Raw genomic sequence first — 14,352 nt, 5'->3', positions numbered from 1 at the left:
CCCGCGCCCTCGGCGCCGCAGCCACAACGCAGCGGGCGGCCCGCGCGGATCGATCTCGCCCGGCGGGCGGGCGCGGGGCGCGATGGGGTGAAAGGTCCGGCCCGCTCATCGCCGCACCCCATGAAAATATGTCTAATAGTGATATTTCAGCCGAACAGAAATATCGCTATCAGCTATAAAAGAAGATCACCTACACCCTCACCGCCCGCCGCTCCCTTCGGAAGCTTGCCGCCCCGATCCGGGCCGAGGTCGAAGCCAAGCTGGCGCGCTATGCCGAGACCGGCGCCGGCGACGTGAAGGCCCTCACGGGCCGGCCCGGCGCCCGGCTCCGGGTGCGGGATTACCGGGTGATCTTCGTCGAGACGGCGGACACCATCGAGGTTCGGGAGTTCGGCGACCGGCGCGAGATTTATCGCTGACAGGCCGCCCCCCGCCCGGGAGACGGAAGCAGAAGAAGAAGACCATGGGCAGACCCCAGATCATCACCACCCCGGCCGGCGAGGAAATGGTCATCCTTCCTCGCTCCGATTACGAGGCATTGCTGGCCCGCGCCGGCGACGAGGCGGCGGAAGACATCATGACCGCGCGCATCGTGGACGAGACGGGCGCGCGCCTAGCGGCCGGGCAGGACGTGGCGCTGCCGGAAAGCGTATGGGTAGCCATCGAGGCCGGCGAAAGCGCGGTGCGCGCCATCCGCCGCCATCGCGGCCAGACACAGGCCGAACTGGCGGCGTCCGCGGGTGTCGGGCAGGCCTACATTTCCGAGATCGAATCCGGCCGGAAGACCGGTACGCCCGAAACGCTGGCCCAGATCGCCCGCGCCCTCGGCGTTCCGCTCGACGCTCTGGTGGAGTGAGACCGCGCCACCGGCTCACCCCTGCCGGGCCAAGTGCCCCGCGCCGCCATCCCGGTGGATCAGCACCAAAGCTGCCCTCGCCCCCTTCCGGCGGCAACCTGCCCGCTTTCCGCGCAGACCGGCCCGCGTCACAATCGGACGTGACGCAAGGGACCGCGCAGAAAGGACACCCGCGCCGTGAATCGCCGTTTCGATCTCAAGGGCTGGGGCCCGATCCTTGCCGCCGCCGTGTTCGGCTTCGTGCTCGGCACATCGGGCGTGACGGTCCTCTGGCCGAAGATGTGGGAGGGAGCGAAACTCAGCGACTCGCTCGGGTTCTGGGGCGGTATCTTCGGCGGCGCCATGACGCTGGTGGCCGCGATAATCGCGTTCCGGCCGGCGCGCGATCAGATGCTCATTGCACGCGCGGCGGCGATTGCGACGGACCTCCGCGACCTGAGGGATTTGGCGACAACCATTGCCGCCCTCATCTCGATCATTGAAGAACACATGATCTTGGTCGCGGACGATCTCGCATTTACAGCCGAATACAATTATCTTACTGGCGTATATGATGATATTCTCAACAATAGAATACAATTGATTTTTATAAGTACAGTTGAAATTAGAAAATGTATTATTACGTTTGAAGCTGCTGCGTTTAAATTTAGCCATGAAGACACTCTTCTTGAGGATGCGGTGGCCGTGTGCAATGCAGTGCAGTTGTTTGTTAGAATAAACCGTGAAATAAGAAATATAGAAAATAGAGATAATTACAATCGTCTCGCAAATAATATAAAAGCTTTTTTACCAATTATTGAAAGTAAAATCGCGAAAGTTAAAAGCACTTGCGGCAGAATCACCAAGGAATATGCAAGGCGCGCAAGAGACATCGAGCTCCAGCTCGGCCCGCACTGACGCGCCGCCACCCTCGCCTGCCCATCCCGTTCCCGCACCGCCCTCATACACCCTCCGCCCTCGGCGCGTTGCCGCTGAAGCCAGCCGTCGAAGCCCATGCCTTTCGGCGGGCGACGTGAACCTCAAGGCCGCGTGGCATGGGGAGCGATGGCTTTCGCACCCCGCGTTTCGGGATGCACCCGAAGCATGGCTTCGGCGACGGTGCCGGCGGGCATCTCCTCGTCCATGTCGACCGCGAGGACCGCGTGGACACCCGCCCGCAGCGCCGCGCCGAGGAAGAGGAAGAGGCAGAGGCCGATTCCCTCCCGCTCTCTTGCGGTTCGCTCGCGAGCGTCCGGCTATGCCTTCGCGAGCGGTGCGGCGGCGGCGGGATCGGCGCTCTCCAGGGCGCCATTGAGCGCGCGTTCGGAGGCTTTGCGCGCCGATAGACGGGCCTTGAAGCAGCCGTTGCTGCGCAACAGGCGCGACAGCGCTTCGGCGCGCGCGGTGGCCGTGCGCATGTCGGCGCCCGCGCCGCCGAGTCGCCCGGCCTCGAAGGCGGCGATGACGCTGTCGTGGACATAGCTGGTGCGGCACACCGTCAGGGTGTTGGCGAGCTCGTCGGCGAGCGGGGCGATCGCCTGCCGGATCTGCTTGCGACGGCCGCGCTCGCTCGCCTCGGGTTCCTGCCGCGCGAGCTTGTCGAGCACGCCGAGCGAAGCGGTGAGCGTGCGGAAGTCCTTGAGCGAGATCGCCTGCCCGCTGATGGTCTTGAGAAAGAGATTCACATCGCCCGCGCGCACGGCGTGAATGTCTCCCGCCGCATCACGATACTTGAACAGGCGCCGCCCCGGCAGCGATTTCAGGAGCAGGAGAACCTGGGTGAGCCGTGCGTCTGCGGCCGCCTTGCGGATCATCTTTCCGCCCTTGCCCTTGAACGACAGCATGACATCGCTGCCGTCGATCCGGACATGGGATTTCAGCAGCGTGGTCGCCCCGCGCGTGCCGTGTTCCTCGGCATATTGGTCGCTGCCGGCGCGGATGGCGGTGAGCGCGACGAGCCGCACCACGGCGGCGAGCGCCAGCATCTTGTCGGGCGCCGGCCGCAGCAGCGCGCGGCCGATGGCGCGGTTGATCTTCGGCAGCGCCTCGGCGAGACCGGCGAGGCGCCGGGCCTTCATCGCCTCGCGGGCCTGCGACCAGTCGGGGTGATAGCGGTATTGCAGCCGCCCGGCCGCGTCCTCGCCCACCGCCTGCAGATGGGCGCGGGGATCGGCGGCGAAGCGGACATTGGCATAGGCCGGCGGCACCGCGAGGCTGCGGAACCGCGCCAGTGTCTCCGCGTCGCTGATCGCCTCGCCGGCCGCGGTTTCGTAGGAAAAACCGCGGCCGCGGCGCCGGCGGCGGATCGTGAGATCGGCGGGCGAGACGATGGTGAGATTGAAGCGGCGGGCGACGCGCTTCGGGGTCATCTTCTCGCTCATGGCGGGACCTGGCCTGGTGCTGTGATCTCCCGTTCCAACGTTGCCCCGCACCGGCCCGTTCCAAGGCCCGCCCGATGGTGCGCCACGAGACCGGGCGCCGTGGGTCGCAAGTCAGGTACAGGGCACGGAGTTCAGATCACCAGTCAGACCGCCGGTTCAGGCGGCAGCTGCGGGCGCACCGACCTGCCCGGCGAGCCATCCTGGCGAGCCGAACGCGCCGGATTTCGAGAAGCACAGCGTTCCAGCCCAGCGTCCGGACGTCATGCGGGAGGCCGGAACGCCGGGCTCGCTGTCGCCTTCCACCGTCAGGATCGAGGCGCCGAGGCTCGCGCAGAGCGCCGCGAACGTCTCCCCGCCGACGACGCTCAACACCGCCGGGGGCGGCAGCAGGCGGCAGAGGCCGTCCATCCAGGCCGCGATCAGCTCCGCCGCCCGGTCGGGCGCCATGCCGGGCGCGAGGTCCGGCAGCGCCACGCACCGGCCATGACGCTCAAGCACGGCGGCGACCCGCGCCGCGCTCGCCGCATGATCGGCATCGAAGCGCACGATCCAGCCGGGCTGCGCGGTGGCGAGAACCTCGATCTGCGCCTTCGTGACCGGGTGGTGGGAGCCGACGAGCACGAGATGCGGCAGGCCGGCGGGCCGCACGACCGGGGCGGCCTGGCCGGCGAGCGCCCGCGCCAGCCCCGCCGCGCCGCACCAGAGCGTCGACGGCCGGCCGCGATACCGCGCGACGATGGCGTCGAGATCGGCGTCCGTCGACGCGTCGAGGATAAGCACGGCCGTGCCCTCGCCGCCTTCGGCCCTCTCGTCGCGCGCGAGGATGCCCTCCCGCGCCAGATCGGCCACCGGCTCCGCGACGAACGACAGGCCGTCGGCGCCGGCGAGCATCTGCCGCCCACCCGTCGTGATGCGGCGCTGCGCCGGAAAGGCGGGCGCCAGCACGATGCGCTCGAACACGCCTGCGCGCACGATCTCGGCGATCTCAGCCGCCCAGTGGCCGCGCAGCAGGCTGTCGATCTTCTTGAAGGCGAGGTCGGCACCGGCGAAGACGGGAATCGTGTCGCGCGTCGCCGCCACGGCCCGCTCCCGGGCGCCGTCGCGGCAGGAGAGGTCGAGCGCGAACGAACCGCCCGGCGCGGGCCCGGCGGGATCGAGCAGCACAGGCAGCGGCCCGGCGAGCGCGGTGAACTGCGCGGCGCTGTCGAGGGCGCCGGTGAGGTCGTCGGCAACGAGGCGCAGCATCCTCATGCCGCGCTGGCCGCCGCGCCGCCGGCCTTCACCACGGTCACCGCGATCCCGAGCGAGCGCAGCCGCTCGATCTCGGCCGGATCGGCGCGGTCGTCGGTGATCATCTCGTCGATCTCGCCGAGCTCGCAGATCTGGCAGAACGCCGCCTCGCGGAACTTCGAGGCATCGGCGAGCAGCACCACCCGGCGCGCGGCGGCGATCATCGCCCGCTTCATCGCGGCGGCCTCCATCGAGGTTTCGGTCAGGGCCGTGCCGCTGATCGCATGGGTGCCGAGGAAGGCGACGTCCGCGTTCAGCTTGCCGAGCAGGCCCTCGCCCGGTTCGCCCACCATCGTCAGCGACCCCGGCCGCAGCGAGCCGCCGAGGATGACGACGCGGATATTGCCGGCGCCGGCGAGCGCCTGCCCGATGCCGAGATCGTTGGTCACCGCCGTCAGCGCCAGGCCGCGCTCGACGGCGGCCCGGGCGGCGGCGAGCACGGTGGAACTGCTGTCGAACAGCACGCTCGCGCCGGAATGCAGCGTGGCCGCTGCGGCAAGGCCGATCGCCTCCTTCTCCGCCCGGTCGAACTCCGCGGTGATGGCGGCCTCGGGCTCGAAGGTCGACTGCAACTGCTTGGGGATCACGGCGCCGCCGTGGGAGCGCTCCAGATAGCCCCGTTCCTCCAGGTGTTCGAGATCGCGCCGGACGGTCGACATCGAGATGCCCGTCGCCTCGGCCAGTTCCTGGATGGAGGCGGCGCCACGCTTGCGGATGTGTTCGAGCACATAGGCGCGTCGCTGAGCTGGGATGAGTTCGGGACGACGGTTCGTTGCCATGGATGATCCGGTGAACGTCCGGGTTGGGGCTCGCCGCGCGGTGCACGCGGCAGACGCAGAGTGCCACAGAACGGGCGCCGCCGGACAGCGTCCCCGCCGCGGCCACCGCGCTCGCCTTTGGTAAAAAATGGAAGCTTTCGCGGCAAGTCAAGCGCCCGGCTTTGCTGCGATGCAGCGCAATGGCCGACATTTCATGCTGCTTTGCGGCGTGATTTGGAATATTTTGCAACGATGTGGAATTTTATGGCTTCACAATCTTCCACGTCGCCGGTACGTTCGCCGCACATCGAAACCGGAGGCGCTTCGTGTCTCGTCCAAGGATTGCCATCACCTCGGGGGATCCGGCCGGCATCGGCCCGGAGATCATGGCGCGCGCCGCCTCCGTGCTCGCCCCGCGGATCGCCGCCGGCGACCTGTCCCTCGTGCTCATCGGCTCCGCCGCGAAGCACCGGGCTGCCGTCGCCCTGCTCGGTCTCGACGATGTGGCGGTCACGGTCACGCCCGACGCCATCGGCCCTGACACCGCCGGCATCTCCTTCGTCGATGTCGATCCCGACCGTCTGCACGTACCCGTCGGCCAGTCCACGGCGGAAGGCGGGCGCATCGCCTACGATGCCATCGACACCGCCGTGCGGCTGGCGATGGACGGCAAGGTCGGCGCGATCTGCACCGGCCCGATCAGCAAGGAAGCGCTGAACTTCGCCGGCCATCACTATAGCGGCCACACCGAGCTTCTGGCCGATCTCACCGGCGCGCGCGACAGCGTCATGCTGCTGGTTCACGGCAACATGCGCGTTAGCCACGTCACCACCCATGTCGCGCTGCAGGACGTGCCGCGCCGCGTCACGCCCGAGCGCATCGGCCGCGTCGTGACGCTCACCGACGAAGCGCTCCGCGCCCTCGGCGTCGAGCGGCGCAAGATCGCGGTGGCCGCGCTCAACCCCCACGCCGGCGAGGGCGGCCTGTTCGGCCGGCAGGACATCGACGTCACCGAGCCGACCATCGGCGCGCTGCGCGACCAGGGTTTCAATGTCGAGGGCCCCGTGCCCGGCGACACCGTGTTCGTCAAGCTGCGCGCGAAGCAGTTCGACGCCGTCGTCGCGATGTACCACGACCAGGGCCATATCCCGGTGAAGCTGCTCGGCTTCTCGGTCGACGAGGCGACCGGCCGCTGGGAGGCGCTCAGCGGCGTCAACGTCACCCTCGGCCTGCCGATCGTCCGCACCTCGGTCGATCACGGCACCGCCTTCGACATCGCCGGCAAGGGCATCGCCAGCGAGACGAGCCTGATCGAGGCCATCGACCTCGCGGTCGCGTTCGCCCGCGCCCGCAAGGGCTGAAGCTGAAGCGGGGCGGGAAAGGTCGAACACGACCGCCCGTCCCCTGTCAAAACGCCGATCGGAACGGGCCGGCCCGATCGTCACAACGCCAAAGCCGGCCCTCGGGAGGAAGCCATGATTTCCAGAAAGATCCGCAATGCGCTTCTGGCGCTGGCCATGCCGCTGGTGCTCGGCGCGATGCCGGCCTCGGCGGCAAGCGACAAGCCGACCATCGGCGTCGTGGTGCCGACCCTCGCCGCGCAGTTCTGGAACAACTATGTCGACTTCATGAAGAAGGGGGCCGACGAACTCGGCGTCAATCTCGTCGTGCTCAATGCCGACAACAAGCCCGACCAGATGGTGAAGTCGCTCGAGGATCTCGTGGCGCAGCCCGCCGACGGCATCATCTTCACACCCTACTGGGCGACCGCGGCGCGCGGCCTGACGCTGGCGAAGGACGCCAACATCCCGGTGATCCTCACCGACAGCTATCCGGACTTCTCGCCCCAGTCGGAGCGCTTCCCGAACTATCTCGCCTTCGTCGGGCCGAGCGACCAGGACGCCGGCCGCCAGATGGCCGAGGCGCTGTTCGCGGCCATGACGCCCGACGCCAACGGCAAGAAGGTCATCGGCGTGGTGAACGGCACCGCCGGCACCTCGGTGGCGATCGACCGCCGCAAGGGCCTGGAGGACGCGCTGAAGGATCATCCCGAGGTGGTCGTGGCCGGCGAGGTCGACGGCAACTTCGTGCGCGACACCTCCCAGACCGTGTTCGAGTCGCTCTATCAGGGCCACCCGGACATCAAGGGCGTGTGGGCGGCGAACGGCGGCACCGCGACGGGCGTCCTGACCGCGCTCAAGAATGCCGGCAAGCAGCCGGGCAAGGACGTCATGGTCGTCGCCATGGACCTCAACCCGGAGAACGTCCAGGCGGTGAAGGACGGCGACCTCCTGTTCGACATCGGCGGCCACTGGCTGCAGGGCGGCTTCGCGCTCGTGATGATGTACGACGCCATCAAGGGCCACGCGATCCCGAAGGACCAGGACAACGTCAAGCTGAAGCTCCTGCCGCTCACCAAGGCGCTGGTGCCGCAGTTCGAAGCCGACTTCCCGGGCGGCGTGCCTCCCTATGACTTCAAGGCCCATTCGCAGGTCTACAACCCGAACGCGGGCGCGGCCTCCTTCGAGCTGAAATACTCGAAGTAACCGCCGGGCGCCTCGCCCTCCCCGATCAACAGGCCGCGCGGCCGGGCCCTCTTTGAAGTCCGGCCGCGCTCCCTCAATCCGCAGGGACGCCCGTGCAGATCGTCGCCAAGGACATCGCCAGAACGTTCGGCAGCACCCGCGCCCTCTCGGGCGTGTCGATCACGCTCGATCCCGGCAAGGTGCATGCGCTGGTCGGGGAAAACGGCGCCGGCAAGTCGACGCTTTTGAAGATTCTCGCCGGGGCGGAACAGCCCGATACCGGCAGCATGACCCTCGCCGGCGAGCCCTATGCACCGCGCTCGCTCGCCGAGGCGACGCGCCGCGGCGTGCGCCTGGTGTTCCAGGAAATCACCATCAATCCGTCGCTCTCGGTCGCGGAGAACATCTTCGCCGGCCAACTCGCCCGCTTCCGCCGTGGCGGCCTTCTCAGCCAGTCGGCGCTGCGCCGCGAGGCGCAGGCGCTGCTCGACACGCTCTCCGCCGACATCTCCGTGTCGCAGCCCCTCGCCCGGCTCGATCTCGGCCAGTGGAAGTGCATCGAGGTGGCCCGCGCGCTTTCAACCGGGCCGCGCGCGGTGCTGTTCGACGAATCCACCGCCTTCCTCAACCACCGCGAGGTCGACCGGCTGCTGGCGGCGATGCAGGCGCTGAAGGCGCAGGGGCTCGTGGTGGCGTTCGTGTCCCACCACCTCGCCGAGATCGGGGCCGTCGCCGACCGCCTGACCATCCTGAAGGACGGCCGCAAGGTCGGCGACTTCGAGGCCGGCGAACTCGACCGCGACGGCATCCAGAGCCGCATGGTGGGCCGGGATCTGTCGAAGGGGCTGTTTCCGCCGCGCGCCTCCCGCGTCGCCGGCGAGCCGGTGATCCGCTTCGACGCGGTCGCCTGCGACGGCCTGCTGCCGAGTTCGCTGTCGGTGCGCGCCGGCGAGATCCTCGGCATCGCCGGGCTCAAGGGCGCCGGCGGCGAGCGCATCCTGGAGGTCGCGGCCGGCGCGGTGCAGCCGCGCGCGGGCACCCTCGACCTCGGCGGCGCGCCGATGCGCGCCCGCTTGCCGGCCGACGCCTGGAACCGCGGCGTCGCCTATGTGCCGGGCGAGCGCAACACCGAGGGGCTGATCGTCGACGCCAGCGTGCTCGACAATCTCGTGATGGCGCGTCCGCCCCGGCGCGGGCCGTTCTTCGACCGCCAGGGCGCGCGGGATCTCGCCAACGCGCTGATCCGGCGGCTCCTGATCAAGACCAGCTCCGAGAAGGCGCGCACCGGTTCGCTCAGCGGCGGCAACCTTCAGAAGGTCGTGCTCGGCAAGTGCCTCGCGACGGACCCGCGGGTGCTGCTGCTCAACAATCCGACCCGCGGCGTCGATGTCGGCGCGCGGGCGGAAATCTACCGCTCGCTGCGGGAGGCCGCCGAAGCGGGACTCGCGATCCTGCTCGCGAGCGAGGACCTCAACGAACTCATCGGCCTGAGCGACCGGATCGTCGTCATGCGCGAGCGGCGGGTCGCTGCCGTCATCGACGACCCGGCCGGGACGACCGAAGACATCATCATCCGGCATATGACCTGAGGAGAGCGCGTCATGACCACCACCAGACCCCAGGTCGGCGCAGCCCAACCCCAGGTCGGCGCAGCCCAGCCCCAGACCGGCGCAGCCCAGCCCCAGACCGGCGCGGCCCAGCCCCAGACCGGCGTAGCCCAGCCGGAGCCCCGCCGCTTCCGGCGCGAGGACGTGCGGCGCTTCTTCCCGATCCTGCTGCTCGTGGTTCTGGTCGCGATCTTCTCGCTCGCCTCGCCGCGCTTCCTCCAGTTCAACAACCTGATGATCGTCGCCCAGCAGGCCGTTGTGCTGCTGGTGGCCGCGCTCGGCATGACGTTCGTGATCATCGCCGGCTCCATCGACCTGTCGGTCGGGGCGATCGTCGCGCTCGCCGCGCTGGTGGCGGCGGCGACCTCGGCGAGCCTCGGCGTGTTCGCCATCGTGCCGGCCTGCGCCATCGGCCTCGCCTGCGGCCTCATCAACGGCCTCGTGGTGGCGAAGGGCAAGGTGCCCTCGTTCATCGTCACCCTCGGCGCCATGGTGGTCTATCGCGGCATCGTGCTCTATTTCACCCGTGGCGCCCCGATCTCCATCGAGGACGAGGGCTTCCTCGACGTCTATTCCGGACGCACCGCCGGCATTCCCCATTCGGTGCTGATCGCGCTCGCCCTCATCGTCGTCGCCGCGGTGATCCTGAACTTCACCGTTTTCGGCCGCGAGGTCCGCGCCATCGGCGGCGGCGAGCGCATCGCGCACCTCACGGGCATCCGCGTCGATCGGGTCAAGATCGCGATCTTCGCGCTACTCGGCCTCTTGTGCGGCATGGCCGGACTGCTGCAGGGTGCGCGCTCCATGGCCGCGACCGCGCAGCTCGGCGAGGGTCTCGAACTCGACGCCATCGCCGCGGTCGTGGTGGGCGGCACGCCGCTCACCGGCGGCATCGGCAGCATTCAGGGCACCATCCTAGGCGCCCTGATCATCACCATCCTGTCGAACGGGATGAACATCATCGGCCTGGATCCGTATTTCCAGAACATCGTCAAGGGCCTCGTGCTGGTTCTCTCCGTCTTCGTGACGATCGATCGCAAGAAGATCGGCATCATCAAATAAGAGAATCCGTCGGTAAGCCCGGGACGAAACGAGACAAATCCGAACATCGGGAGGCAGACATGACTGTCCAGACCATGCGCGACTTCGGCATCGCCGAAAACCAGGTCTATATCGGCGGCCGCTGGGTCGATTCGGCGGGCCGGGAGCGCCGCGAGATCGAGAACCCCAAGGACGGCAGCATCGTCGCGGCGGTTCCCGCCGCCACCATCGAGGATGCCGACCGCGCCGTGGCGGCGGCACGCAAGGCCCAGCCCGACTGGAACGCGGCGACGTCGCTGGAGCGCGGCGCGCTGCTCCACAAGCTCGCCAACCTGATCGAGGAGAACAGCGAGACGCTGGCGCACCTCCTCACCGCAGAGGGCGGCAAGATCCTGCCGGAATCCCGCATCGACGTCGGGTTCTCGGCGCTGCTCCTGCGCTATGCCGCCGAGAGCGCCCGCCACCTGCAGGGCGAGATCTTCCCGGGCGAGCACCGCGACGAACAGATCTGGATCCAGCGCGTGCCCTATGGCGTCGTCGCCGGCATCACCGCGTGGAACTTCCCGGCGGCGCTGTTCGCCCGCAAGGTCGGCCCGGCCCTCGTCACCGGCAACACCATCGTGGTGAAGCCCCACGAGCTGACGCCGCTCACCACCCTGGTGCTGGCCGAGCTCTGCCGCCGTGCAGGCATCCCCGATGGCGTCGTCAATGTCGTGGTCGGCGATGGCCGCACCGTCGGCGCGCATCTGGTGTCCCACAAGGGCACCGACCTGATCTCCATGACCGGAAGCGTCCGCGCGGGCGGCGAGATCTACGCGCTGGGCGCCGAGCGCCTGAAGCCGGTGCGCCTCGAACTCGGCGGCAAGGCTCCCTTCATCGTCATGGAGGACGCCGATCTCGACAAGGCTGTGGAGGCGGCCGTCGTCTCCAAGTTCTTCGCGGGCGGCTCGGTGTGTACCTGCAACGACCGCATGTACCTGCACCGCTCGATCCACGATGCCTTCCTCGAGAAGTTCCTGGCGAAGGTGAAGACGCTGACCGTCGGCGACCCGGAGACCAACGTGAACATCGGCCCGCGCATCAGCGCCGGCGAGGTGGAGAAGCTCAAGGCCATGGTCGCCCGGGCGCTGGAGCAGAACGCCACCAAGCTCGCCGACACCACGCCCGCCGACGGTCCGGCCGGGCGCGGCAACTGGTTCTACCCGACCGTGTTCTCGGTGAAGTCGAACGACCTCGACATCATGCGTCAGGAGACCTTCGGCCCGGTGATCGCCGCGATGCCGGTCGACGACTTCGACCAGGCGCTCGCCTACGCCAACGATTCGGAGTACGGCCTCTCGGCCTATGTGTTCACGCGCGACCATCGCAAGATCATGCGCAGCGTCAACGAGCTGGAATTCGGCGAGATCTACGTCAACCGCGCCTCCGGCGAGAGCCCGCATGGCCACCATGTCGGCTACCGCAAGAGCGGCCTCGGCGGCGAGGACGGCAAGCACGGCATCGAGGGCTTCATGCGCAAGAAGACCCTCTACAACAGCTACGCCTGACGACATCCCTCCCCGGCGGGCGCTGCCACGCCGGGGAGGCCGACCTGAAGACGAAACGGCCGCGCGGCGAAACCCGCGCGGCCGTTTTCGTTCAGTGCCGGCCTTCGTTCAGTGTCGACCTCGGTTCAGTGTCGACCTTGCCGGGCGAGCCACTGGGCAAGCTCGACCTCCGCCTGCTCCAGCGCGGTGCGGTTCACGAGCCGGCGCAGGAAGGCGATGCAGAGCGCGCGGGTGCGCAGGTTGAACGCCTCCTCCGCCTGATCCACGGCCGAATCGTAGACGCCGAGCTTGTCGTAGAGCTGCTGCAGGCGGTTCTGGACGCTGCGCAGCGACAGATTGCGGCGGCGGGCGATGAGCCGGTCGGTGAGGCCGAGCGCGACGTCGAGCAGCACCTCGTATTCGGCATCCGTGACGCCCTGGGAGCGGTCCGACGCCTTCTGCTGCACGGTGCGGATTTCGCGGTCGATGACGCACTGGTTCTCGATGAAGATCGAGCGCAGCGCCAGACGCAGCCGGTCCTCGGACGCGGATTTCAGGATGTAGCCGTAGGCCGCGCCCTCCGGCACGATGCGCGAGACGCCCCTGACATAGGCCTCGTCGGCATAGTTCGACCAGAACAGGATCGCGGTTTCCGGCCGCTCGCTCCAGATCACCCGCGCGGCTTCGACGCCGGTGCGGCGCGGCATCTGCAGGTCCATCACGAGGTGAAGGCAGTTGTGCTCGCGGGACAGCCGTTCGCCGTCGTGGCCGTGGGCGGCCTCGATCACCATCTCGCATTCCGGAAGGGCCGCCTCGATCGCCTCCTTGAGATAGGAGCGATGGACGGAATCGTCCTCCACGATCAGGACTTTCATTCGGCTTCCTCCGATCCCGCCCGTCCGCGTGCCGTCAGGCCCCGGTCGCGGACGACAGGCTGGCGACGGGAGCGGCGCCGGCCGGCAGTTCCACGATGACGGTCGTGCCGCCGCGGTCGCTTTCCTCGATGCGGAACGAGGCCGAAACGAGGCGCGCGCGCGTGCGCATGTTGTTGATGCCGCTCACCCTCTTGCCGACGCCGACGGAGAGGCCGATGCCGTTGTCGCGCACCGCGATGCGGATGCGGTCGCCGACGAGCGAGAGTTCGACGAGGATTTCCGACGGCCGCCCGTGATGCACCGCGTTGTTGACGGCCTCCTGCACGATGCGGAACAGCGCCACCTTGAGCGGCTCGCCGAGCCGGTCGATCCGCCCGCCCGTTGTATCGCGGATTCGCGTGGCGATGGCCAGCCCGCCGTCGCGTGCGCTGTTCTCCAGCAGGTTCTCGATGCCTTCGACGAAGCCGAACAGCTGCAGCACGTTCGGCCGGGCGTCGTCGATGATCCGCCGGAGGCCGCGAATCGAACTGTGCAGGTCGCCGGCAAGCTGCTTCATCGCCTCGCCCGACACCGTCTCACGCTCGCCGAGCCGCTCCAGCCGGCGGGCGAATCGGGTGAGGTCGGCGAGCGTCTCGTCGTGCAGGTCCATGCCGATGCGCTGGCGCTCGCGCTCCAGCGCCTCGGTCAGCTTCTGCGCGCTCTCGCGCAGCCCCTCCTCGCGCGCCCGCGCCTCGGCCTCGATGACGGCGGAGCGGTGGGCCTGCTCGCTGATGCGCAGCGCGTGGAAATAGGGCGCCAGCAGGTCGGCGACATGCTGGGCCACGCCGATATCGGCCATGGTGTAGAAGCCGGCGACATGGGTCGAGGCCGACAGCGCGCCGAACACCGTGCCCTGCACGCGCAGCGGCACGTGGAGGCGGGAGCGCAGGCGCTCGTCGAAGATGGGATGATTGAACGCGCCCTCGAACTGGAAGCGCTTGTCGGTCAGGGCGTCCTCGGCGAGGATGTACGGCACGTCGCCCCACAGCACCGAGCGGATCGGGCTGAAGCGGGCTGCGACCGGCTGCTCGTGCCAGGCGCCCCAGCGGGTGTGGAGGCCGGTTTCGTAGGCGGCGACCGCCTCGTTGTCGACCACCAGCACGCACACGTCGAGATGGTCGTGGGGCAGGATCTGGGCGATCTCGCGCGACACGGCGTGAATGACAGGCTGGAATTCGGTCTGGCCGGCGATGGCGCGCGAAATCGCCAGCACGTGGTGCAGCATGTCTTCGGGCTTGATCGAAGGGCGATCGATCATCGCCATGTCCTCCCGGGCCGGCCACGCGGCCCCGCTTCCTCCGAGGCGGCATTCACGCCGCCATCGCACCGCAGCGGGGCGGTTTTTTCCAGGCCCTCTCGTCGGCGACGACACCTAGCATCGTCGACCCGGGGAGGCCATCCTGACTTGCGGGAACCCGCAAGATGAGCGCGGACCGCCGCAGGTTTCATGCGCAGACCGCCCCTGACGCCGCGCC

At 68.6% G+C, this 14,352-nt stretch carries 13 protein-coding genes; 8 read left to right on the top strand and 5 right to left on the bottom strand.

What is annotated here, in order from left to right:
* The first annotated feature begins 293 nt into the window (after positions 1–293).
* The 3 genes from BUF17_RS15170 (at position 294) to BUF17_RS15160 (ending at position 1,753) form a co-directional block, all read left to right on the top strand.
* Positions 294–419 (top strand): type II toxin-antitoxin system RelE family toxin, encoded by a 126-nt coding sequence (locus BUF17_RS15170; protein WP_342186144.1) that lies wholly within the window; start codon positions 294–296, stop codon positions 417–419.
* Positions 420–463: 44 nt separating this feature from the next.
* A complete protein-coding gene (locus BUF17_RS15165) occupies positions 464–856 on the top strand; it encodes a helix-turn-helix domain-containing protein (protein WP_073630194.1) in 393 nt (130 codons plus the stop codon).
* Between the two features lie 177 nt (positions 857–1,033).
* A complete protein-coding gene (locus BUF17_RS15160) occupies positions 1,034–1,753 on the top strand; it encodes a hypothetical protein (RefSeq protein ID WP_073630192.1) in 720 nt (239 codons plus the stop codon).
* A 338-nt stretch (positions 1,754–2,091) separates the two neighbouring features.
* On the opposite strand, the gene BUF17_RS15155 is transcribed toward BUF17_RS15160, so the two are convergent.
* The 3 genes from BUF17_RS15155 to BUF17_RS15145 all read right to left on the bottom strand — a co-directional run bounded on the left by BUF17_RS15155 (position 2,092) and on the right by BUF17_RS15145 (position 5,285).
* Complete coding sequence (locus tag BUF17_RS15155; RefSeq protein WP_073630190.1) at positions 2,092–3,216, bottom strand: DNA topoisomerase IB; 1,125 nt, start codon at positions 3,214–3,216, stop codon at positions 2,092–2,094.
* A gap of 156 nt (positions 3,217–3,372) precedes the next feature.
* Positions 3,373–4,467: a four-carbon acid sugar kinase family protein gene (locus BUF17_RS15150; RefSeq protein WP_073630188.1), complete on the bottom strand. Its 1,095-nt coding sequence runs from the start codon at positions 4,465–4,467 to the stop codon at positions 3,373–3,375.
* Positions 4,464–5,285: a DeoR/GlpR family DNA-binding transcription regulator gene (locus BUF17_RS15145; protein ID WP_073630186.1), complete on the bottom strand. Its 822-nt coding sequence runs from the start codon at positions 5,283–5,285 to the stop codon at positions 4,464–4,466. Before BUF17_RS15145 ends, BUF17_RS15150 begins: the two co-directional genes overlap by 4 nt.
* Positions 5,286–5,650: 365 nt before the next feature.
* Here BUF17_RS15145 and pdxA point away from each other — a divergent pair, with 365 nt between their 5' ends.
* The 5 genes from pdxA (at position 5,651) to BUF17_RS15120 (ending at position 11,984) form a co-directional block, all read left to right on the top strand.
* The gene (pdxA, locus tag BUF17_RS15140; RefSeq protein WP_428977657.1) at positions 5,651–6,625 is read left to right on the top strand and encodes a 4-hydroxythreonine-4-phosphate dehydrogenase PdxA; all 975 of its coding nucleotides are present in this window, start codon (positions 5,651–5,653) and stop codon (positions 6,623–6,625) included.
* Positions 6,626–6,739: 114 nt separating this feature from the next.
* Positions 6,740–7,810: an ABC transporter substrate-binding protein gene (locus BUF17_RS15135; RefSeq protein ID WP_073630184.1), complete on the top strand. Its 1,071-nt coding sequence runs from the start codon at positions 6,740–6,742 to the stop codon at positions 7,808–7,810.
* A 92-nt stretch (positions 7,811–7,902) separates the two neighbouring features.
* Positions 7,903–9,378: a sugar ABC transporter ATP-binding protein gene (locus tag BUF17_RS15130; RefSeq protein WP_073630182.1), complete on the top strand. Its 1,476-nt coding sequence runs from the start codon at positions 7,903–7,905 to the stop codon at positions 9,376–9,378.
* 12 nt (positions 9,379–9,390) lie between these two features.
* Complete coding sequence (locus BUF17_RS15125; RefSeq protein ID WP_084564732.1) at positions 9,391–10,458, top strand: ABC transporter permease; 1,068 nt, start codon at positions 9,391–9,393, stop codon at positions 10,456–10,458.
* 59 nt (positions 10,459–10,517) lie between these two features.
* On the top strand, positions 10,518–11,984 hold the full coding sequence (locus tag BUF17_RS15120) for an aldehyde dehydrogenase family protein (RefSeq protein WP_084564730.1): 1,467 nt from the start codon (positions 10,518–10,520) through the stop codon (positions 11,982–11,984).
* Between the two features lie 125 nt (positions 11,985–12,109).
* Here BUF17_RS15120 and BUF17_RS15115 read toward each other — a convergent pair whose 3' ends face one another.
* Both BUF17_RS15115 and BUF17_RS15110 read right to left on the bottom strand, forming a co-directional pair.
* The gene (locus BUF17_RS15115; RefSeq protein WP_073630180.1) at positions 12,110–12,838 is read right to left on the bottom strand and encodes a response regulator transcription factor; all 729 of its coding nucleotides are present in this window, start codon (positions 12,836–12,838) and stop codon (positions 12,110–12,112) included.
* A gap of 34 nt (positions 12,839–12,872) precedes the next feature.
* Positions 12,873–14,135 carry a GAF domain-containing sensor histidine kinase gene (locus BUF17_RS15110; protein WP_073630628.1) on the bottom strand — a complete coding sequence of 421 codons (1,263 nt, stop codon included), beginning with the start codon at positions 14,133–14,135 and terminating at the stop codon, positions 12,873–12,875.
* Positions 14,136–14,352 lie beyond the last annotated feature (217 nt).

It is taken from the genome of Pseudoxanthobacter soli DSM 19599, from assembly GCF_900148505.1.
Lineage (GTDB): Bacteria > Pseudomonadota > Alphaproteobacteria > Rhizobiales > Segnochrobactraceae > Pseudoxanthobacter > Pseudoxanthobacter soli.
Note: the sequence above shows the minus strand (reverse complement) of the source record. Positions and strands in the feature narration are given on the sequence as shown.

Excerpts from the sequence above, each read along its gene's own strand:
- BUF17_RS15165 (WP_073630194.1), top strand. The coding sequence starts at position 464 with ATGGGCAGACCCCAGATCATCACCACCCCGGCCGGCGAGGAAATGGTC.
- BUF17_RS15155 (WP_073630190.1), bottom strand. The coding sequence starts at position 3,216 with ATGAGCGAGAAGATGACCCCGAAGCGCGTCGCCCGCCGCTTCAATCTC.
- BUF17_RS15150 (WP_073630188.1), bottom strand. The coding sequence starts at position 4,467 with ATGAGGATGCTGCGCCTCGTTGCCGACGACCTCACCGGCGCCCTCGAC.
- BUF17_RS15145 (WP_073630186.1), bottom strand. The coding sequence starts at position 5,285 with ATGGCAACGAACCGTCGTCCCGAACTCATCCCAGCTCAGCGACGCGCC.
- pdxA (WP_428977657.1), top strand. The coding sequence starts at position 5,651 with ATGGCGCGCGCCGCCTCCGTGCTCGCCCCGCGGATCGCCGCCGGCGAC.
- BUF17_RS15135 (WP_073630184.1), top strand. The coding sequence starts at position 6,740 with ATGATTTCCAGAAAGATCCGCAATGCGCTTCTGGCGCTGGCCATGCCG.
- BUF17_RS15125 (WP_084564732.1), top strand. The coding sequence starts at position 9,391 with ATGACCACCACCAGACCCCAGGTCGGCGCAGCCCAACCCCAGGTCGGC.
- BUF17_RS15120 (WP_084564730.1), top strand. The coding sequence starts at position 10,518 with ATGACTGTCCAGACCATGCGCGACTTCGGCATCGCCGAAAACCAGGTC.
- BUF17_RS15115 (WP_073630180.1), bottom strand. The coding sequence starts at position 12,838 with ATGAAAGTCCTGATCGTGGAGGACGATTCCGTCCATCGCTCCTATCTC.
- BUF17_RS15110 (WP_073630628.1), bottom strand. The coding sequence starts at position 14,135 with ATGATCGATCGCCCTTCGATCAAGCCCGAAGACATGCTGCACCACGTG.